A 19,715-nucleotide genomic window follows, 5' to 3' on the forward strand; every position below is an offset into this window, starting at 1 on the left:
GCCCGACACCGTCTGGATCAACCGCCCCGCCGACGATTCTGCGGAGGCCGAAACGTCAGCCGCTTAACACCCGGTGGACTCAACTCCCTTGACAAGTTCCGGGTGCAGGAACATGCTGTTTCGGAGTCACCCCCACCCGCGGTGTCACGGTGGGCAGGCTGCGGCGGACCCGGCGATGCCGCGGCCGACGCGGGGTCGGACTGGTCTTGTCCCGGGACCGGCGCACCGGTGTGTGCTCGGCGACCCGAATCGCCGGCAGCTGCCCCCGCCGCCGGGTGGCCTTGTTTTTGCCGAGGAGCGCGCGTTTGGCGAGGTTCACCCCCGCGACGTGGTCCCGGTTGCCGCCGACCCGGCAGCCCGGGCACCACGCGGTGTGATAGCCGCCGGGGCGGGCGAGGGGTTCGTCGCAGCCCGGACACTGTGCCGAGGATCCTCGGGCGGGCACCGAGACCACCACGATACCGACACCGGCGGCGGTGTGGGCGAGAGCGGCGGTCGCTTTACGGCGGGCGGACTGCGCGGCCCGATTGTTGTTGACCCGGCCATGCCCGCGGGTCTCGAGGGTGGTCAGGTCTTCCACCGCGATCACCCGTGCGCCCGCCGAGGTGGCGTAGTCGGTGACCTGCCGGGCGAAGTGGAAGGCCAGTTCTCGGTTGATCTTTCCCCGCTTGATACCCACCGCCTCGCGGTGGGCGTCGAGGACGGCGATCTTCGCCTCCAGCCGGGCGCGGACCTCGGGTGGGGCGGTGGCGGCCAGTCGCGTCAGCCGGGCCGCCTTGCGGTGCAGCATCTGCCCCTCGGCCTGCAGGCGGGCGAGTTTGRTCCCGAGGCCGCGGTCGTCGTAGGTGACGCCCCGGTAATCRGASACCAGCCCSTCCGGGSYYTCKGYKGYGRTGGCGGCGGCRCCGAGMGTGGMCGGGSACCAGTCCACGCCCACCGCGGAAGTTCCCGATGTCAGATCAGCGGCGGGGACCGTCTCGGTGGCCGCGCACCGCCACAACAGGCCTTTCCGGTCGAGGACGAGGGTGGGGAGATGCCAGTCGGTGATCGGCCGCCCGTGCAGGTGCGGTGGGATCGCGGCGGTCAACCGGACTCGTCGCCACTGCGCGCGTCCTGTCGGGGCGACGGTGGTGGGCAGTTTGACGGTCAACGTCATGACGGCGTCGGTGACGGTGATGTGTGCGAGTTGTCGATCCGCTGCGGACAGCCGAGCATCGCCGAGGGCTTCGGTGGTGCCTGCATGTCGGTGATCCGCAGCCGCGCCTGCACCGCGCCGTCGGTGCGGCAGGCGCGCGCGGTGAGCTGCCGCACCACGCCCCGGGCGAAACCCAATGGCACCCAGTCACCCGGTTCGGTCGGCGGCGCCAGAGTGCCAGTGGCCGGGTCGAACCGGGCCGACAGTGCAGTAATCGCGGTGTCTCGGTATGTCAGGGTCCGCAGCGTCGCCATCGCCTGTGCGGTGACCACCCGGGTGACACGTGACGGAATGTAGACATCGTCCGGGTAGTGCGGGGTCCAGCCCAGACGCGCAGCAGCGACATGRCCCTGYRTCGGGAGCTTGCGGCCCTGGCGGTCCACGCCGGCGGCGAGGACATCGAAGGTGGCCGGTCGCCACAGCCGCGACAGCAGCCGCGCTTCGGCGCCCGAGATCAGGTCGAGCARCCACCCCACCCGGGTGTCGACATCGTCGAGCCCGATCGGCTCACCGATGCCGTCATCGACCGCCAGGTACGGGCGGGTGGTGAACGAGAACTGCCGCAGCGCAGGCAATCCGGCATCGGCCATCAGCGAGCCCACCTCAACGCCATGATCGTCTCCCATCAGCTCCCCCACCCGAGACTGTGTCCCCATCCTCACCGACGGTCTCGACCCTAACGCCGACCACCGACACGTCACGCTCGATCCACGCCACCCCGAAACCCGCGCCAACCGATCCCGCCACCACTGGCACCACCGCGAACTGGCGGATGGCTGCGTCGTCACGCTGCGCCCGCTCGAGTCTCTCCCGTAGACCGGAACCACGATGCTGGTAGGCCCGGTACACGGTGCCGGTGGCACGCTCACGCAACGCCATTTCCTGATCGGCGAGCGGGGGTTCCTGGCCGGTCGAGCCGGACACCCGGCAGTACAACTGCTTCCGCCCTGTCGGCCCGAACACTCTCCGGTGCAGGTCGACCCAGATTGACGTCGCGATCCTCCCGATCGAAAACTCGCCGACCGGAACCTRTCGCCGAGACGGTAACCGGTCCTCCGACGCGGCCCTCTAGACCCCCACCACGGACATGCTCAGGTTTCCGCCGCCTCGCCGATGCGCATGAACCGACAGCGATAGGAAGTATCTAGACACTACGTCAACAGTTGAGAGCCCGACCGCGACGAGACGGCCGCCCACCGTCAGGCAGTCGAGTGCCTGCTCGAACGTCACCTTCAGTCCGGCCGCGTCGAACGCCACGTCCAGCATCCGGCCGCCCGTGGCCTCCGCGACCTTCTCCTTCAGATCCTCGTCCCGGGAGTCGAACGCGTAGTCGGCCCCGAGTTCCAGAGCACGTTCCCGCACAGCGGGATTGATGTCGAACGCGATCACGGGGACGGCGCCGACCAGACGCGCCAGCTGCACGATGTGGGTGCCGACGCCGCCCACACCCCACACTCCGACGGTCTCCCCGACCACGACCTTGCCGGTGCGCACGACCGCGCCGAACGGCGTCGACACCGCATCGGCGAGGATGGCCGCCTGCTCGAACGGAACGTTGTCCGGGATGCGGGTCAGTCCCCCGGCCTGCGCGACGGTGTACTCGGCCCACGCGCCGTCGTAGGCGAACGCCATGAGCTGGATGTTCAGGCAGTTCGTGAGGTCCCCGCGCCGGCAGTTGCGGCACGCGAAGCAGGGCCTGCCCGCGGACGGCACGACACGGTCGCCCTCGGCCCAGCCGGTCACTCCGGCACCGACTTTCGCGATGGTGCCCGACGCCTCGTGGCCCTGGGTCACCTCGGGCAGCAGCGCGGGGAACGTCCCGTCGATCAGGCTCAGGTCGGAATGGCAGATACCGCAGAACTCCACCTTGACGAGCACTTCACCGGGGCCGGGCCCCGGGATCGGAATATCCTCCACAGCAATTGTTTTCGTATCGGCGTGGAATCGTTCCGCCCGCATGGTCCCGGCCATCGCTCGCCCCTTCGTCGTCGTTGCCTCGACGGTACCCGCGAAGAATGCCCGGGTGCGCATGATTCAGGCCACTCGGGCTGCGGCCGACTCAGACGACCGCAGGCCGGGCCCGGTCCAGCGCGAGGTGGATGGCGAGACCGCCGAGGACGCTTCCCATCACGAACTTCTGCGCCCGCAGCCACACCGGGCGCCCGGACAGGAATGTCGCGACAGTTCCTGCGACGCAGACGATCAGCGCGTTCACGGTGAGCGCGACCACGATCTGCACACTGCCCAGCAGCAGACTCTGCAACCAGACCGGCCCGGCGCCGGGGTGCACGAACTGCGGGATCAGCGCCAGGTACATCACCGCGATCTTCGGATTGAGCAGATTCGTCGTGAGACCCATCAGGAACAGCCGGGCGGACGAATCCCGCGGCAGGACGCGTGACGGAGCGAACGGCGCACTACCGCCGGGCCGCAACGCCTGCCACGCCAGCCATCCCAGGTAGCACGCGCCCGCCAGCTTCAGTGCGGTGTACGCCTGCGGGACGGCGGAGAACACTGCCGAAATACCCAGTGCCGCAGCGGCCAGATAGCACAGGAACCCGAGGGCGACACCGGCCAGCGAGACCAGGCCCGCCGCCCTGCCCTGAGTGATGCTGCGCGAGACCAGATACAGCATGTTGGGTCCCGGCGTGAGAACCATGCCGAGCGCGATCGCCGCCACCCCGAGTACCGCCACCGAATCGATCATGTCCGTCACGATCCCACCGCGGCGACGCGCCGTCGCGGTCCAGTCCAGCCTCGGTGGACCTGTGTCCGGGTTGCATTCGTCGACGACCAGTGAGAACGTCGGAAGAGTAAAGCGTTGTCCAATCCGAAAGGGTGAAACACGAGTTATGCGTACGGCAGTAGCCGACAACTACCCCACGAGGGACCGCGACGAGTGCACGATGACCGTCCGTCAGGACCCGGTCACCTGGTTCGATCCGAAAAGGGGTGATACCCGGTCCGGTCCGCTCACTGCGAGTCAGATTGCCGACTACGACAAGCGCGGATATCACTGCGCCGACGCGATCATCCCGCCGCGCGACGTGTTCGACCTGGTCGACGAGATGACCCGCCTCGCCGACACCGACACTCTCCGCGGCGACAACCGCATCGTGCGGGAGAACAGCGACGGCGCCGTCCGTTCCGTGTTCGACGTGCACCGTCTCAGCGACGTCGTCGACGAGATCATCCGGCGCCCCGAGGTGGTGGGTATCGCCCGCCAGATCCTCGGTTCGGACGTCTACGTCCACCAGTCGCGGCTCAATTTCAAACCGGGTTTCACCGGTGGCCCGTTCTACTGGCACTCCGACTTCGAGACCTGGCACGCCGAGGACGGGATGCCTGCTCCCCGCGCCGCGAGCATCTCGATCGCGCTGACCGAGAACTACGGACACAACGGCGGGCTGATGATCATGCCCGGATCGCACCGCGCGTTCGTCTCGTGCGCCGGCGAGACCCCCGAGGACTACTACAAGGAATCGCTGGTCAGCTACGTTCCGCCCACCGGCTCGCCCGATCAGCCGACGCTCACCCGGATGGCGAACGAGTACGGCATCGACATGATGACCGGACCGGCGGGCTCCGCCACCGTGTTCGATTCCAACTGCATACACGGCTCGAACGGCAACATCACGCCGTTCGCGCGGTCCAACCTCTTCATCGTGTTCAACAGTGTCGAGAACACGCTGACGGACCCGTTCTCGGCGCCCGCGCCGCGCCCCGACTACCTCGGCAGCCGGGATTTCACCCCCTTGCGGTAACGAGCACCATGACGTACCGCGGCCCCGCTCCCTGACGTCGGAGCGGGGCCGCGGTCTGTCGATACCGCGAAACCCGTAGCCTTCGCGACGCCGTGCATGCGACGATGGCTTGGCAACGGTTCGACCGCCCGGCCCCGGGCGCCGGCCGAACCTTCATCTCCCGGAACGGGGAATGATGTTTGCCTACATCGCGCGCACCGTCGTCGCACACCCGTGGCAGGTCATCGCGGCCTGGGTGGTCGCGGCCGTTGCCGTCATTCTGTTCGCACCCAGCCTCGATGACTACACCACCGGCAATCAGCAGACGTTCCTGCCCAGTTCATTCGAGTCGTCCGAGGCGCAGGCCGCCGGCAACCAGTATTTCCCCAGCCTGTCGGGCGCAACCGGCAGCCTGGTGGTCGTCCGCGCCGACGACGCGCCGCTGTCACCCGCCGACCAGCAGACGGCACTGAATCTCGCGACCTCGCTGCAGAATTCGGCGATCCCGGGAGTCGTGAGCGTACAGGGGTCGCCTGCTTCGCTGTCCGCCGACGGGAAGGCCGCCGCACTGCAGGTGGTATTCAACGGACAACCCGGCGACGACCAGGTCAACAACGCCGTACCGGTCATCCGGGGCGACGCCGAGCAGCAACTGAACGGCACCGGACTGGTGAGCGGGCTGACCGGTAACGCGGCCATTCAGGTCGACACGACCGCCGCCTACGACAACGCCGACAAGATCATCACGATCGCCACCGTCATCGTCATCCTCGCCCTGCTCGGCCTGATCTTCCGCAGTCCCGTCATCGCCGTCCTGCCGGTCGCCGTGATCGGCGTGGTGCTCGCCGTGGTCACCGGCCTGACCGCCGTCCTCGCCGACCTGTTCGACTTCCAGGTCAGCACGTCGCTGCAATCGATACTCGTGGTCGTCCTGTTCGGCGTCGGCACCGACTACATCGTCTTCCTGCTGTTCCGCTATCGCGAACGGCTGCGGCAACAGGCCGCCGCGGGGTCCACCACCGACACGCATCGCGAAGCGCTCGTCTTTTCCACCGACGTGGTCGGGCGCGTCGTCGCGTCGTCCGCGCTCACCGTCATCGTCGCGTTCGCCGCACTGCTGCTGGCGAAACTCGGGTCGCTCACCACGCTCGCGCCCGGTCTCATCGTCGCGGTGGCCGTCACCCTGGTGACGGCGTTGACGCTCATTCCCGCCGTGTTCACAGTCCTGGGCCACCACCTGTTCTGGCCGCTCGGCCCGGGGCACGACAGCCCGCACACACCGTTCGCGTCGATCGGCACCGCGATCGGCCGTCGCCCGGCCGTGTTCGCCATCGTGATCGGCGTCGTGTTGATCGCGCTCGCCTCCTTCGCGTCCGGCTACAAGTCGACGTACAACACGCTGGGCGAACTGCCCTCCGACACGCCGTCACAGCGGGCATTCGACACCCTCGACCAATCCTTTCCCGCCGGTGCGCTCAGCCCGACCCAGGTGTACGTCGTGGCTCCCGGACCGCTTGATCCCGCGTCGCTGACCCCGCTCGTCACCGCTCTCACACAAGTACAGGGCGTGTCCTCCGTCGCGCCGCCGCGACCGAGCCAGGACGGTCGCGCCGCGCTCGTCAACGTCGTGCTCGCCGACGACCCCTATTCGAACGCATCCCTCGATCTCGTCGAGGGCCCGATCCGCGATGCGGCCCACGGTGCGGTCCCCGGCTCGGAAGTCGTTGTGGGAGGGCAGACGTCCACGTTCGTCGATGTTCGCGCGCAACTCGCGGCGGACACCCGCCGGGTGTTCCCCGTCGCCGCGGTCGCAATCGCATTGATTCTCGCCGTGCTCCTGCTCGCCGTCCTCGCCCCGCTCAACCTGCTGGTGTGCGTGGCACTCACGTTCGTCGCCACCCTCGGCGCCGTGGTGCTCCTGTTCCTGCACGGCCTCGGCTACGACGGGATCGACTTCTCCATTCCGATCGTGCTCTACCTGTTCGTCGTCGCGATCGGCACCGACTACAACATCCTGCTCGCCTCGCGTCTGCGCGAGGAATTCCGCAACGGCTACGCGCCTCGCGACGCGGCACGGATCGCCGTCGCCAACGACGCCCCCACCGTCGCCGCCGCCGGACTAATCCTGGCGCTGACGTTCGCGTCCCTGACCCTCACCGGACTGGCCAACCTCGCCGAGCTCGGCTTCGGCGTCGCGATCGGTGTCGCGATCGCCGCCTTCGCCATGGCCCCGATGCTCGTGCCCAGCCTGTCGGCACTCGAAGGTCGCGCCTTCTGGTGGCCGAGCAGGCAGAAGGCGACCATCGACACCGGCGACGACCGCGAGCCCGCGGTGCCGCGCTAGCCGCCGCCGTCAGGCACGTTCCCGGGCAGACGCACCACTTCTCCGTCGCCGCACTACTTCTTGCGCCCGAAAAGGCGAGCACGAACCGAGAAGGGGTGCGTCCGATCGGCGTCTGCTGCCTCGAAAACGAGGGGAACATACGTTCGACTACCGGTGTAGCATGACCGCATGACCTCCGCGGATGCGCGGTATGCGCTGCAGGCTTCGCTGTTCGACGACGCGTCGTTCGGTGTAGAGCTGGGCGAGCTCGGGCCGGCGGTGCAGCGCCGCACGCTGACGGCCGGGGCGTGGGTCGACGTGCGACCGGGGTGGATGACCGGCTCCGACGAGCTGTTCACGACGCTCGCGGAGACGGTGCCGTGGAAGGCGGAGCGGCGCCAGATGTACGACCGGGTGGTCGACGTCCCACGCCTCGTCCGGTTCTACCCGGAAGGCGAGCCGCTCCCCGACCCGCTGCTGGTTACGGCACGCGACGCCCTGAGCAGGCATTACCTGCCCGAACTCGGCGAGAAGTTCGCCACTTCCGGGCTGTGCTTCTACCGCGACGGGTCCGACAGCGTCGCCTGGCACGGCGACGACACCGGTCGCAGCCGGACCGAAGACACGATGGTCGCGATCCTCTCGCTCGGCGCCGCGCGTCCGCTGCTGCTGCGTCCGCGCGGCGGTGGGCACTCGATCCGGTACTCCCTCGGCCACGGTGACCTGCTGGTGATGGGTGGTTCCTGCCAGCGCACCTGGGAGCATTGTGTACCGAAGAGCACCCGCCCGCTCGGACCGCGGATCAGCGTCCAATTCCGGACGCGGGGCGTGCGGTGACTATCCGCGCCGGGCCGCGACTGCCTGCGCCAGCCGGTCGAGTTGCGCGGCCGTGGTGTTCCAGTCGATGCAGGCGTCGGTGATCGACTGACCGTACGTGAGCTCCTCGGACCTTCCGAGGGTGAGGTCCTGGCGTCCGGCCTCGATGAAGCTCTCCACCATCACACCGACGATCCCCTTCTCGCCTGCCTCGAGACGGGCGGCGATGTCGTCCAGCACGTCGACCTGCTTCTCGTGGTTCTTGCTGCTGTTGCCGTGGCTGGCGTCGATGACGACCCGCTCCGGCAGACCGGACTTGTTCAGCCGGGCGAGGGTGTCCGCGACCGTCTCGGTGTCGTAGTTCGGTCCGTCGCTGCCGCCGCGGAGGATGACGTGGCAGTCGGGGTTGCCGACCGTGCGGATCAGCGCGGCCTGCCCGTCGAGGTCGGTGCCGGGGAAGACGTGGCTCGCCGCGGCGGCGCGGGTGCCGTCCACGGCCACCTGCACGTCGCCTTCCGTCGAGTTCTTGATTCCGACGGGCATCGACAGTGCGCTGCACAGCTGCCGGTGCACCTGGCTGGCGGCGGTGCGGGCACCGATCGCGCCGTAGGTGACGAGGTCCGCGATGTACTGCGGCATGATCGGGTCGAGGAACTCGCAGCCGACCGGCAGGCCGAGCGAGGACACGTCGAGCAGCAGCTTGCGGCCCATGCGGATCCCGGTGTCGATGTCGAACGTGCCGTCCAGGTGGGGGTCGTTGAGCAGACCCTTCCAGCCCAGCGTGGTGCGCGGCTTCTCGAAGTAGACCCGCATCACGATGTGCAGGTCGTCGCGCAGTTCCTCGGCCTTGGCGGCGAGCCTGCGGGCGTAGTCCATGGCGGCGACGGGATCGTGCACGGAGCACGGGCCGACCACGACGAGCAGGCGGTCGTCGTCGCCGTTCAGCACGTTCACCGTGTCGGCACGGCCCGAGCGGACGGTCGCGGACGCGACGTCGTCGGGGGCGTGTTCGCGGCGCACGACGGACGGCGCCACCAGCGGGCTGATGCTCACGGTGCGCTGGGCGTCCAGGCGATCACTGCTGGTAGTGGTGTCGAGAGTGACAGTCATGGGTTCGGGTTCCTGTTCTCAGGCCGGCCCTCGAAGACTGTGGAGATTCCCGCGAGCCGGTCTGTAATCCGGCTCTGGGGTGGAGGAGGTCAGCGCGTGGTTACGCCGACCGGCCCACCCGGGGCCGGCCTGCTAAACCAGAAATATGCGCGCTGCATGACGGCCACAGTAACGGCTGACCCGGATCGGCGCCACACCGACCCCGGGCCTGACATTTGTCACGGTGAGGTCGTGACGGACGTGTGAGGGTCACCGGCCGTGCGGATCGCACGCTGAATGCATGACATCGACAGAACCCCGCACCTCCGCGAAGGCGTCCGCATCGCAGGTTCCGGCAGTCAGCCTGCGCGGCGTCCACAAGCACTTCGGTGAAGTTCACGCCGTGCGCGGGCTGGACCTCGAGATCCGGCCCGGTGAGATCGTCGCGTTCCTCGGCCCGAACGGCGCAGGCAAGACCACCACCGTCGACATGGTCCTCGGCCTGTCCCGACCCACAGCCGGCGAGGTGTCCGTCTTCGGCACGGATCCGCGCACCGCGATCGCGAAGGGCCTCGTCTCCGCGGTCATGCAGACGGGCGGGCTACTGAAGGAGCTGACGGTCGAGGAGACCGTCCGGCTCACCGCGAGCCTGTTCGCCGACACCCGGCCGGTCGACGAGGTCCTCACCCGGGCCGGCATCGCCGATCTCGGAAACCGGTTGGTGGGCAAGTGTTCCGGCGGGCAGCAGCAGCGACTGCGGTTCGCGATGGCACTGCTGTCCGATCCGGAGCTGCTGATCCTCGACGAGCCGACCACCGGCATGGACGTCGAGGGCAGGCGGGACTTCTGGTCGGCGATCCGCGCCGACGCGGACAGCGGCCGGACGGTCGTCTTCGCGACGCACTACCTCGAGGAGGCCGACGCGTACGCCGACCGGATCGTGCTGGTGCGCAAGGGGAAAGTCGTCGCGGACGGCACCGCGGCCGAGGTGAAGGCGCTGGCCGCGGGACGCACGGTCCGCGCCCACTTCCCGGGCGCGGACCGGGAACAGCTGTTCGCGATTCCCGGCGCCGACAGCATCGAGGTGCGCGGCGACAGCGTCCTGATCCACTCGGCGGACACCGACGCTGTGGCCCGCCATCTGCTCACCCGGACACCCGCCAGCGACCTTGAAATCGTCTCCCGAGGCCTCGAAGACGCGTTCATCGCGCTCACCTCCGACGACGCTGCCACGGAAGGATCGAACTGATGACCACTCTCGCCGCCCACCGCCGGGTTCCCCCGCTCGGCGGGCTCAACACCACCCTCCTCGGACTCGAACTGCTTCGCCTGCTGCGCAATCGGCGCACGATGATCATCACTCTCGTCATGCCCGTCGTCTTCTTCCTCATCTTCGGACTGAATCCGAGCTATTCGGGGGAGAGTGCGGGCAACGGGAACGTCTCGGCGTACGTGATGATCAGCATGGCGCTGTACGGCGCGATGATCGCGACGACGAGCGGCGGCGCGATGGTGTCGGTGGAACGCGCGTCCGGGTGGAGCAGGCAACTGCGGCTCACCCCGTTGTCCCCAGGGGTCTACATCTTCGTCAAGGTGCTGGTCGCGATGATGCTCGGGCTCGCGGCCGTCGGCGTCGTCTATCTCGTGGGCGCGTTCACGTCCGTCCGGATGGACACGTCCCTGTGGTTCACGACGGCCCTGATCACGTGGCTGGGCTCCGCCGTGTTCGCGGCCTTCGGCCTGTTCATGGGGTACCTCCTGCCCAGCGAGAACGTCATGCAGATCCTCGGCCCCGGGCTCGCCGTGCTCGGCTTCGCGGGCGGGCTGTTCATGCCGCTGCAGGACGGCTCCGTCTGGGCGTCGATCGCACAGTTCATGCCCACGTACGGGCTCAGCCAACTCGTGCACGCACCGCTCACCGGCGACGCGATGCAGTGGACGTGGCTCCTGAACGTCGCGGTGTGGCTGGCGATCTTCGTCGGCGGCGCTGTGTGGCGGTTCCAGCGCGACACCGAGCGAGTGTGACGGCGGTATCGTGACTTCCGTGACCACCCCCGACGGCCCCGTCGTGACCAGACGATGGGGCCGTTTCGGATTCATCTTCGCCGCCGCGTGGACGGTATTCCTGTTCCAGCCGTTCCTCGACGGCTGGGCCGACCGCGGTCACGTCCGCGGCTGGATCGGGATGATCGCCACGCTCGCGTTCGCGGTGACGTACCTCGCGATGTTCCGGTGGTCGCATACCCGGCGCGCGCACAACGAGTTTCGGCCGCCGCTGAACCAGGCACTACCGGTCATGGTGGCGCTGTGCACGCTCGCGGCGATCATGGCGCTGGCCGTGGGGCCGTCGGGGTTGTCCGCCGCCGTCTTCCTCGCGGTGTCGGCGATCATCCTGCTGCCCGCCTGGCTCGGCGGCATCACCGCCCTCACGATCGCAGTGCTCGTGGAGGTGATCTCCACGGCCATGGGCTGGGGGTCGGGCACCGGGCTGTCGCTGGGTGTGTGCGCGGCGGCGTTCGCGATGTTCGGGGTGACCAAGCTGATCAACCGCAACATCGAACTGGTCCGGGAACGGGAGGAGAGCGAACGGCTCGCGGTGCAGGAGGAACGCACCCGGATGGCCCGCGACCTCCACGACATCCTCGGGCACTCCCTCACCGTCATCACCGTCAAGGCCGAACTCGTGGGCCGGCTCCTCGACATCGACGTCGACCGGGCCCGCACGGAAGTGGCAGACCTGGAACGTCTTTCCCGCGACGCGCTCGCGGACGTCCGGCAGGCCGTGCAGGGAATCCGGGGGCTGTCGCTGCCGATGGAGATCGCCCGCGCCAGGGAGGCGTTGCGGGCCGCCGGGATCGAGGCCGAGCTACCGGGCAGCACCGAGTCGGTGCCCACCGGGTTGCGCGAGTTGTTCGCGTGGTCCGTCCGCGAGGGTGTCACGAACGTGGTCCGGCACAGCGGCGCGACGCACTGCACGGTCACGGTGGGTGAACGCGAAGTGACTGTCGTCGACAACGGTTCCGGCTGCGGCGAATGTGCGCACGGCAACGGGCTCGTCGGCCTCCGGGAGCGCGCCGCCGCGGCCGGAGCACGGATCGTGATCACCCATCCGCAACCCGGCGGATTCTCGTTGCACGTGCTGAAGGAAGAGGTCCCGTGACGATCCGACTGCTGCTCGCCGACGACCAGGCACTCGTCCGCGGCGCCCTCGCCGCCCTGCTCGACCTGGAGGCGGACCTGACGGTGGTCGCGGAGGTCGGGCGCGGCGACGAGGTGGTCGCCGCGGCCCGCGAGCATTCGCCCGACGTCGCGCTCCTCGACGTCGAGATGCCCGGTCTGGACGGGATCGCCGCAGCGGCGGCACTGCGCGCCGCGGTGCCGCGGACCCGCGTCCTGATCGTGACGACGTTCGGTCGTCCCGGCTACCTGCGCAAGGCGCTGCAGGCGGGGGCGTCGGGATTCGTCGTGAAGGACACCCCGGCCCGTCAACTCGCCGACGCCGTGCGCCGGGTCCATGCGGGACTGCGCGTCGTCGATCCCGCCCTCGCCGCCGACAGCCTCGTCAGCGGGGAATCGCCGCTCACCGACCGGGAGACCGACGTGCTGCGGGCGGCGCGGGACGGAGCGCCGGTCGCCTCGATCGCGGCCGCACTGTTCCTCTCCGCGGGCACGGTGCGCAACCATCTGTCCTCGGCGATCGGCAAGACCGGCGCCAGCACCCGCGCCGAGGCCGTCCGCGCGGCGGAGTCGAACGGCTGGCTGTAGGCGCTCCGCGCCCGTGCGTGGTTACGGAGTCCCTGGACTCGTCAGCCACTCACAGGGCCGGAGGCCCTGGTCTGCGACGGATTCTCACCGAACCGCCGCCGGTAGGACGCCGCGAACAGGCCGAGGTTGACGTATCCCCACGCGCCGGCGATCGAGGCGACGGTGTCCCCGGGAGGTGCGGTGAGCAGTTCCTCCCGGATGCCCCGAAGCCGCTGCTCACGCACGTACTCGGCCGGGGTGGTGTCCAGGTATTTCCGGAACGATCCGGACAGGGTCCGGACGCTGACCCCCACCGCGTCGGCGATGTCGGAGGCCGTCGGCAGGTCGCGGGCGCACTCCCGGATGTACTGGACGGCGTGCCGCACGTAGCCCGGTGCCGCCGGTCCGGTGGTCCTGTCGGGGTCGACTCCCGCGCGAGCCGCCCACTCGGTGAGCAGGTGGCCGACGAGCAACTCCTGCAGGTTGAGCCCGATGCGCCCGTTCGTGGCGTGCCCCGGTAACTCCCCCGTCGTCCGCATCGCGTACCCGAGCAGCGCCTGCCAGCCGGACCCACCGCCCCCGATGGCGCATTTGCGTTGCCAGAGAACGTCTCCCGGATCGAATCCCCACCAGCGCACCGCCGTGTCGGCGAGCACGCGGTGCGGAATCGTGAGATTGAGTTGCACGTGGTCCGGGGAGAACTCGACGAGGTAGTCGACTCGGCTGCAGTCGGCGACGAACGTGTCCCCGGCCGGTGTGTCCGCGGTGGCGTCGTGGTCGACGTGGTGCCGGGCGTTCCCGCGGATGGTCGTGAGGACGAGCGCGTTTCCGGCGTCGGGCGAGAAGTCGCCGACCGAGACGGGGATGCCGTAGGAGAACCGCGTGACCGTGATGTCGCCGATCTTCGTGGAATACATGCTCGACCTCGGCGCCAGCCCGACCCCGAGCGGACGCACGACATAGGGCATGTAGACGCGGTCGGACCAGTGCCGGATCTCGTCCCAGTCGTCCGACGCCCTGCGCTCGGCAGCCGGTGGTCGTCCCACCGCAAACGGATCCAGCGCGACCATGCGTCGAGTATCCCACCCAGGGGCCTCCGGCCCCTGTGCGCCTTTTTGGTAGCGGGAACCACCAGAAAGGCGCACGGGGCGGCATTGCTTATATCGTGAGTGTGTGCTCATAATATGGGTGTACCTGTGACACCAGTCACTGCCCGCCTCCTCGAAGGACGCGCACATGTCAGACGTAGGAATCCTGATCAACACCACGGTCGCCGTCGCGGCGGTCGTGCTGATGATCGTGCGTTTCAAGTTCAACCCCGTGGTGTCGCTGGTCGTCGGATCCGCATACCTCGGACTCACGACGGGACTCGGCACGGCCGAGACGGTGAAGGTCATCAGCACCGGTTTCGGCGACATCATGGCCGAAGTGGGACTACTGATCGCCTTCGGCGTCCTAATGGGCGCCATGCTGAAAGAAATGGGCGCCATTCAGCGCCTGGTCGGAACGCTTCTCCGGGTGTTCGGGCCGAAACGAATGCCCTATGCGCTGTCGCTGACGATCGCGACGTTGCTGCAGTCCATCTTCCTCGACGTCCTGCTCGTCATCTCCGCTCCGCTCGCCCGCAACCTCGCACCGAAGGTCGGCCGGGTCGGGACAGCCCGCATGGCCACCGCCCTCGCCATCGGCCTCGAGTGCGGCATCGTGCTCATGGTCCCGGGTGTGGGCGCTCTCGCCCTGGCCGGACTGCTCGGTGTGCCGCTCGGCAAGATGCTGATCTTCGGGCTGATCCTGGTGATCCCGACCGTCGCGATCTCGGTCGCGATCATGTCGTTCCTGTTCACCCGCGGTTGGTGGAATCCGGAGAAGGACGAGGAGCACTTCCATCAGACGGTCGTCGACGACGAAGAAGAGGACTGGACCGACGGCGGCAGCGGTGGCAGCGCCCCTCGGCCGGACGCAGGCGGRGGTGTCGCCCAGGCGCAACGCGCCGCGACCGTCACCACCGAGCGCGCCAAGCACGACCGTCCGCTGATCCTGCTCCTCGCTCCGCTGCTCCTCTCCCTGCTGCTCATCGCGACCGGCGCGATCCTGGACATCGCCGAAATCAGCAACCCCGTCGTCTCGTTCGTGTCGGAACCGCTCATCGCGTTGCTGATCGGACTGATCGGCACCAGCTTCGTCGGACGCCTCAGCATCGGCCAGCACCGCGTCCAGAAGGCGATCGCCAGCGGATTCAGCGAGAGCGGCCAGATCCTCATCCTCACCGGTGTCGGCGGGTCCCTCGCCGCGACCATCGCCGCGGCCGGCCTCGGCGACATCCTCGGCAAGTACTTCACCGCCAATCACGCGGCTCCGCTGCTGATGGTGTGGCTGATCGCCGCCGTCCTGCACGTCGCCGTCGGCTCGGTGACGATCTCGGCCATCACCGCCGCGGGCGTCCTCGCACCCATCGCCCCCACCCTGGGTCTGGACCCTGTCCTCATCGCTCTCGCGGCGGGCGCCGGCTCCCTGTTCGCGGTGCACGTCACGAGCAACACCTTCTGGTTGCTGCAGTCCTTGATGGGTCAGACCACACGAGGCACGCTGAAGACGTGTTCGGTGGGAGTATCGGTGGCATCGGTCGTCGCAATACTGCTCGTCCTGCCCATGAGCCTCGTTCTCTGAGCGTCACTATCAGTTAAGGATCACCATGTTCTCCAACAACACCATTCGGCCACTCGACGGCGTTCGGGTACTCGAGCTGGGCAATTACATCGCCGCACCGACGGCGGGCCGGATGCTCGCCGACTTCGGGGCCGAGGTCATCAAGGTGGAGCGCCCGAAGACCGGCGACGAACTGCGTAACTGGCGCCTCTACTCCGGCGACACCTCGATGCTGTACCGCACGATCAACCGGAACAAGAAGTCGATCGTGCTGGACCTGCGCACCGAGGAGGGCAGGCAACTCGTCCTCGACCTCGCCGCCCACTGCGACATCCTGCTGGAGAACTTCCGGCCCGGCACCCTGGAGAAGTGGGGTATCGGACCGGACGCGTTGAACGAGGCCAATCCGGACCTGGTGATCACAAGGATCTCGGCGTTCGGGCAGACCGGCCCGATGTCGCAGCGGCCGGGTTTCGCCGCGGTCGCGGAGGCCGCCGGCGGGTTCCGTGAACTCGTCGGCGACCCGGACCGGCCGCCGGTGCGGGTGGGGGTGTCGATCGGTGATTCGATCGCCGGCCTCTACGCGGCGTTCGGGGCGGTGATGGCGCTGTTCCAACGCGAGGCCGCGAAGGTCGCCGGGACGCAGGGCCCGTCCCTGCCGCATCGGATCATCGACGTCGCGCTCAACGAATCGATCCTGTCGATGATGGAGTCGCTGATCCCCGACTACCTGGCGTACGGCATCAAACGCGAACGCGTCGGCGGCCGGATGGAGGGCATCGCCCCGTCGAACGCGTACACCTGCAACGACGGCAACAGCATCATCATCGCCGGCAACGGGGACGCCATCTTCCAACGCTACATGGACACCATCGGCCGCCCCGACCTCGGCGCCGACCCGGACCTGTCCACCAACGCCGGACGGTGGGCGCGCCGCGACGAACTCGACGCCGCGATCGGTGAGTGGACGATCCAGTACTCCCGCGACGACGCGCTGAAGATCCTCGACACCGCCGGGGTGCCGTCGGGTCCGATCAACACCGCCGCCGACATCTGCAGCGACGACCAGTACGCGGCCCGCAACATGATTCAGCAGTTCACCGTCGACACCGGTGAGGCCGAACCGAAGCAGGTCGGGTTCCCCGGCATCGTCCCGGTGATCGGCGGCAAGTCGCTGCCCATCCGGAACGTCGGACCGGACCTCGGCGAGCACACCCGGGAGGTCCTCGAAACTTTGCTCGGCAAGACCCCGGAACAGATCGACTCCCTCGTCAACGACACGGTAGGTGACCTCTCATGACGCAATCCTTCGAATCACGCGCCCTGCTCCGCGACGTCACCCTGCGCGACGGACTGCAGCTGACCGGCAAGATGCTGCCCACCGCCCGCAAGCTCGAGATCGCGCGCCGGCTTCTCGAACTCGGCGTGCCCGCGCTCGAGATCGGGTCGATGGCCCGCCCCGACCTCGTCCCGCCGATGGCGAACACCGTCGAGGTGATCTCGGAGCTGACCCCGGAGGAACTCGAGCACTGCTGGGTGTGGGTGGCGACGCCCCGGCACGTGGAGAAGGCGGCCGCCGCCGGCGCGCGCCATTTCCAGTACTGCTTCTCCGCGTCCGATTCCCACAACCAGGCGAACATCGGCCGTTCCACCGAGGACAGCCTCGCCGCGATGCCCGCCGCGATCGAACTCGCGCAGGACGTCGGGGGCAGCATCCAACTGTGCATCGCGACGTCGTTCACCTGCCCGTTCGAGGGCCGGGTGCCGGAGCAGCGGGTGATCGACATCGCCAACGACCCGCGCGCGCACGGCGCCGTCGACGTCGTCGTCTGCGACACCCTCGGCCAGGCCGTCCCCGCCGAGGTGTACTCCCTCGTCTCCCGGGTACGGCTCGAGACCCCGCAGCGCGGCATCGTCTTCCACGGTCACGACACCTGGGGCCTGGGGGTCGCGAACAGTCTCGCCGCGGTCGCGGCAGGCGCGATGACCATCGACGGCGCCCTCGGCGGGCTCGGCGGCTGCCCGTTCGCGCCCGGCGCCAGCGGCAACACCGCCAGCGAGGACCTGCTGTTCGCCACCCGCCCGGACTGGCTGAACCCCACCACGTTCGGCTCGCTGGTGGAACTGTCCGAGAAGACCCTCGCCGAACTCGGCGAAGCCAATCGATCCAAGGCCGCGCAGGGCGCGCGCTCCAACGCTTCCGCGTTCGAGTGGGTCATCGGCGGCGGCCGATGAGCGGCGCCCGGTTCTACGTCACCACCCCGATCCCCGAACCCGCCCTCACGCTGCTGCGCGCCGCGGGCAGCGTCGAAGTGCCCGAAGAGCTTCCGGACGCCGCCCGACTGCGGGAGGTCTGTGTGTCCGGCGACTACGACGTGGTGGTGTCCCAACTACGCGACACGTTCGATGCGGACCTCCTGGCCGCCGCGAAGATCCGTGGGATCTCCAACTACGCGGTCGGGTTCAACAACGTCGACATCGGTGCGGCCACCGCCAACAAGATCCTCGTCGGCAACACCCCGGGGGTGCTCACCGACGCCACCGCCGACGTCGCGATGCTGCTGATCATGGCCACCGCGCGCCGGGCGGTGGAGGCCGACACGTTCGTCCGCTCCGGGAAGTTCACCGGATGGGAACCGAACCTACTACTCGGCCAAGATGTTTCGGGGAGCACCCTCGGGCTCGCCGGGTTCGGTCGGATCGCCCGCGCCACCGCCCGCCGGGCACTGGCCTTCGGCATGCAGGTGCTGTTCTGCCCGCGGCCTCCCGGCGACCGGCCGGTGCCGGACGCCGAACTCGGCGAGTTCGCCGGACTCGTCACCCACACCGACTGGGACACCCTCGTCACCACCAGCGACTTCCTGTCCCTGCATGTTCCGCTGAACGAGCAGACCCGGCACCTGGTGGACGCGGACGTGCTCCACGCGATGAAGCCGACGGCGATCCTCGTCAACACCGCGCGCGGACCCGTTGTCGACGAGACTGCCCTCGTTGCCGCCCTGAAATCCGGGGAGATCGCCGGGGCCGGACTGGACGTCTACGAAGACGAGCCCGCGCTCGCACCGGGGCTGGCGGAACTGCCGAACACCGTGCTGCTCCCGCACGTCGGCAGCGCCACCATCGCCGTACGGTCCGAGATGGCGCGGCTGTGCGCCGAAAACGCGGTGGCCATGGCGCAGAACCGGATCCCGCCGCACCCGGTCAACCCGGAGGCGTGGACGTCGTGACGGCGGCCGCGACCCGTCCTGAAGCGCGAGCACGCCTCAGGACGGGTAGCGGCCGCCCAGCGTCCTGGTGACCTGCTCGGCGCTGCCGACGAGCAGATCCACCCACTTCTCGCACTGCTCGCGGGGCATACGGAGGGTCGGCCCGCTGATCGCCAGCGCGCCGAGCACGTCGGCGGATGAATCGAACACGGGCGCAGCCAATCCCGAAGCGCTGTCCTCCCGCTCCCCCGCCGTGATGGCGTACCCGTCGGCGCGCGCCTGGTGGATCAGTTCGCGCAGCACCGCGGTGTCGGTGACGGTGCCCTCCGTCATCGGTTCGATGGGTCCGGCGAGGACCTGCTCGGTGAGGTCCGGGTTCCAGGCAAGCAGCACCCGACCAGCCGACCCGGCGGGCAGCGGGACGATCTTTCCGACGTACATGTTCCGTCGCAGGGCGTGCTCGGTCTCCGCGATGGCCACGCACACGCGGTAGCCCTGCTCGACCCGGAAGAAGCTGGCGGTCTCACCGGTGGCGTCGCGGATCTCCTTCAGCACCGGCGTGACGACGGCCAGCACGTCCAGTCCCTTGGTGGCCGTCGCCGCCCAGAACGCCATCTTCACGCCGATCCGGATCTGGTCGCCGGACCGGTCGAGGAATTCCTGCGCCACCAGGTTGCTGACCAGCCGTTGGACCGTCGACGTCGGCAGGCCCGTGGCCTGGTGGATCTCGCCCAGCGTCATCGACGGACGCGACAGGCTGAAGGCATCGAGGATCTCCGTGATCTTGCTCAGCACCAGCAACGGCTGGTGTTTGGAGGTCAATTCGCCGTCTTCCGCTCGCATACCCACGACGATAGTCGCCCCCACCAGCACGTGAGTACCGAAGGAGGGCGGAACACACTTCGGCACTCACGTGGGGGTGAACCGACTGTCGCCACACGTGCGGGGATCTC

16 protein-coding genes and 2 pseudogenes are annotated in these 19,715 nt (G+C 68.7%); 11 read left to right on the forward strand and 7 right to left on the reverse strand.

Going from position 1 to position 19,715, the window contains the following annotated elements; translation table 11 throughout:
* Window positions 1-103 precede the first annotated feature (103 nt).
* The 4 genes and pseudogenes from AC1DWT_RS27210 to AC1DWT_RS27225 all read right to left on the reverse strand — a co-directional run.
* Window positions 104-1,785, reverse strand: a pseudogene (locus AC1DWT_RS27210) (zinc ribbon domain-containing protein); the annotation flags it as partial.
* Between the two features lie 13 nt (window positions 1,786-1,798).
* Window positions 1,799-2,119 carry a hypothetical protein gene (locus AC1DWT_RS27215; protein ID WP_477922983.1) on the reverse strand — a complete coding sequence of 107 codons (321 nt, stop codon included), beginning with the start codon at window positions 2,117-2,119 and terminating at the stop codon, window positions 1,799-1,801.
* Between the two features lie 225 nt (window positions 2,120-2,344).
* A pseudogene (locus tag AC1DWT_RS27220) lies at window positions 2,345-3,166 on the reverse strand (zinc-binding dehydrogenase); the annotation flags it as partial.
* Between the two features lie 88 nt (window positions 3,167-3,254).
* Window positions 3,255-3,902, reverse strand: coding sequence for a LysE family translocator (locus AC1DWT_RS27225; protein WP_477923006.1), 648 nt, complete (start codon window positions 3,900-3,902; stop codon window positions 3,255-3,257).
* Window positions 3,903-4,047: 145 nt separating this feature from the next.
* Between AC1DWT_RS27225 and thpD the strand changes: the two genes are divergently transcribed.
* The 3 genes from thpD (at window position 4,048) to AC1DWT_RS27240 (ending at window position 8,098) form a co-directional block, all read left to right on the forward strand.
* Entirely contained in the window at window positions 4,048-4,959 is a 912-nt protein-coding gene (gene thpD / locus AC1DWT_RS27230) for an ectoine hydroxylase (RefSeq protein ID WP_206014814.1), read from the forward strand.
* A gap of 172 nt (window positions 4,960-5,131) precedes the next feature.
* Window positions 5,132-7,282: an MMPL family transporter gene (locus AC1DWT_RS27235; protein ID WP_477922985.1), complete on the forward strand. Its 2,151-nt coding sequence runs from the start codon at window positions 5,132-5,134 to the stop codon at window positions 7,280-7,282.
* A 168-nt stretch (window positions 7,283-7,450) separates the two neighbouring features.
* Window positions 7,451-8,098 (forward strand): alpha-ketoglutarate-dependent dioxygenase AlkB, encoded by a 648-nt coding sequence (locus AC1DWT_RS27240; RefSeq protein ID WP_095863357.1) that lies wholly within the window; start codon window positions 7,451-7,453, stop codon window positions 8,096-8,098.
* Here the strand turns inward: AC1DWT_RS27240 and AC1DWT_RS27245 are convergent, their stop codons facing one another.
* Complete coding sequence (locus AC1DWT_RS27245) at window positions 8,099-9,187, reverse strand: 3-deoxy-7-phosphoheptulonate synthase (RefSeq protein WP_072943141.1); 1,089 nt, start codon at window positions 9,185-9,187, stop codon at window positions 8,099-8,101. It abuts the gene before it with no gap.
* A 280-nt stretch (window positions 9,188-9,467) separates the two neighbouring features.
* Between AC1DWT_RS27245 and AC1DWT_RS27250 the strand changes: the two genes are divergently transcribed.
* From AC1DWT_RS27250 to AC1DWT_RS27265, 4 genes are read left to right on the forward strand one after another with little or no spacing between them, the layout of a single operon-like run.
* Window positions 9,468-10,415: an ABC transporter ATP-binding protein gene (locus AC1DWT_RS27250; RefSeq protein ID WP_477922988.1), complete on the forward strand. Its 948-nt coding sequence runs from the start codon at window positions 9,468-9,470 to the stop codon at window positions 10,413-10,415.
* On the forward strand, window positions 10,415-11,191 hold the full coding sequence (locus tag AC1DWT_RS27255) for an ABC transporter permease (protein ID WP_206014812.1): 777 nt from the start codon (window positions 10,415-10,417) through the stop codon (window positions 11,189-11,191). The genes AC1DWT_RS27250 and AC1DWT_RS27255 overlap by 1 nt, the downstream gene beginning before the upstream one ends.
* A gap of 19 nt (window positions 11,192-11,210) precedes the next feature.
* Window positions 11,211-12,326 carry a sensor histidine kinase gene (locus tag AC1DWT_RS27260; protein ID WP_241031475.1) on the forward strand — a complete coding sequence of 372 codons (1,116 nt, stop codon included), beginning with the start codon at window positions 11,211-11,213 and terminating at the stop codon, window positions 12,324-12,326.
* Entirely contained in the window at window positions 12,323-12,931 is a 609-nt protein-coding gene (locus AC1DWT_RS27265) for a response regulator transcription factor (protein ID WP_477922990.1), read from the forward strand. The genes AC1DWT_RS27260 and AC1DWT_RS27265 overlap by 4 nt, the downstream gene beginning before the upstream one ends.
* 41 nt (window positions 12,932-12,972) lie before the next feature.
* Here the strand turns inward: AC1DWT_RS27265 and AC1DWT_RS27270 are convergent, their stop codons facing one another.
* Window positions 12,973-13,980 carry an AraC family transcriptional regulator gene (locus AC1DWT_RS27270; protein ID WP_477922992.1) on the reverse strand — a complete coding sequence of 336 codons (1,008 nt, stop codon included), beginning with the start codon at window positions 13,978-13,980 and terminating at the stop codon, window positions 12,973-12,975.
* Window positions 13,981-14,146: 166 nt separating this feature from the next.
* On the opposite strand from AC1DWT_RS27270, the gene AC1DWT_RS27275 reads away from it, so the two are divergent.
* From AC1DWT_RS27275 to AC1DWT_RS27290, 4 genes are read left to right on the forward strand one after another with little or no spacing between them, the layout of a single operon-like run.
* Window positions 14,147-15,577, forward strand: coding sequence for a GntP family permease (locus AC1DWT_RS27275; RefSeq protein ID WP_072943131.1), 1,431 nt, complete (start codon window positions 14,147-14,149; stop codon window positions 15,575-15,577).
* Window positions 15,578-15,602: 25 nt separating this feature from the next.
* Window positions 15,603-16,856 (forward strand): CaiB/BaiF CoA transferase family protein, encoded by a 1,254-nt coding sequence (locus AC1DWT_RS27280; RefSeq protein WP_095863351.1) that lies wholly within the window; start codon window positions 15,603-15,605, stop codon window positions 16,854-16,856.
* Window positions 16,853-17,791, forward strand: coding sequence for a hydroxymethylglutaryl-CoA lyase (locus AC1DWT_RS27285; RefSeq protein WP_072943127.1), 939 nt, complete (start codon window positions 16,853-16,855; stop codon window positions 17,789-17,791). The genes AC1DWT_RS27280 and AC1DWT_RS27285 overlap by 4 nt, the downstream gene beginning before the upstream one ends.
* Window positions 17,788-18,783 carry a 2-hydroxyacid dehydrogenase gene (locus tag AC1DWT_RS27290; protein WP_072943125.1) on the forward strand — a complete coding sequence of 332 codons (996 nt, stop codon included), beginning with the start codon at window positions 17,788-17,790 and terminating at the stop codon, window positions 18,781-18,783. The genes AC1DWT_RS27285 and AC1DWT_RS27290 overlap by 4 nt, the downstream gene beginning before the upstream one ends.
* Window positions 18,784-18,819: 36 nt before the next feature.
* Here AC1DWT_RS27290 and AC1DWT_RS27295 read toward each other — a convergent pair whose 3' ends face one another.
* Window positions 18,820-19,605: an IclR family transcriptional regulator gene (locus tag AC1DWT_RS27295; RefSeq protein ID WP_072943123.1), complete on the reverse strand. Its 786-nt coding sequence runs from the start codon at window positions 19,603-19,605 to the stop codon at window positions 18,820-18,822.
* Window positions 19,606-19,715: the final 110 nt, after the last annotated feature.

It is taken from the genome of Rhodococcus sp. P4_B6, assembly GCF_056402215.1.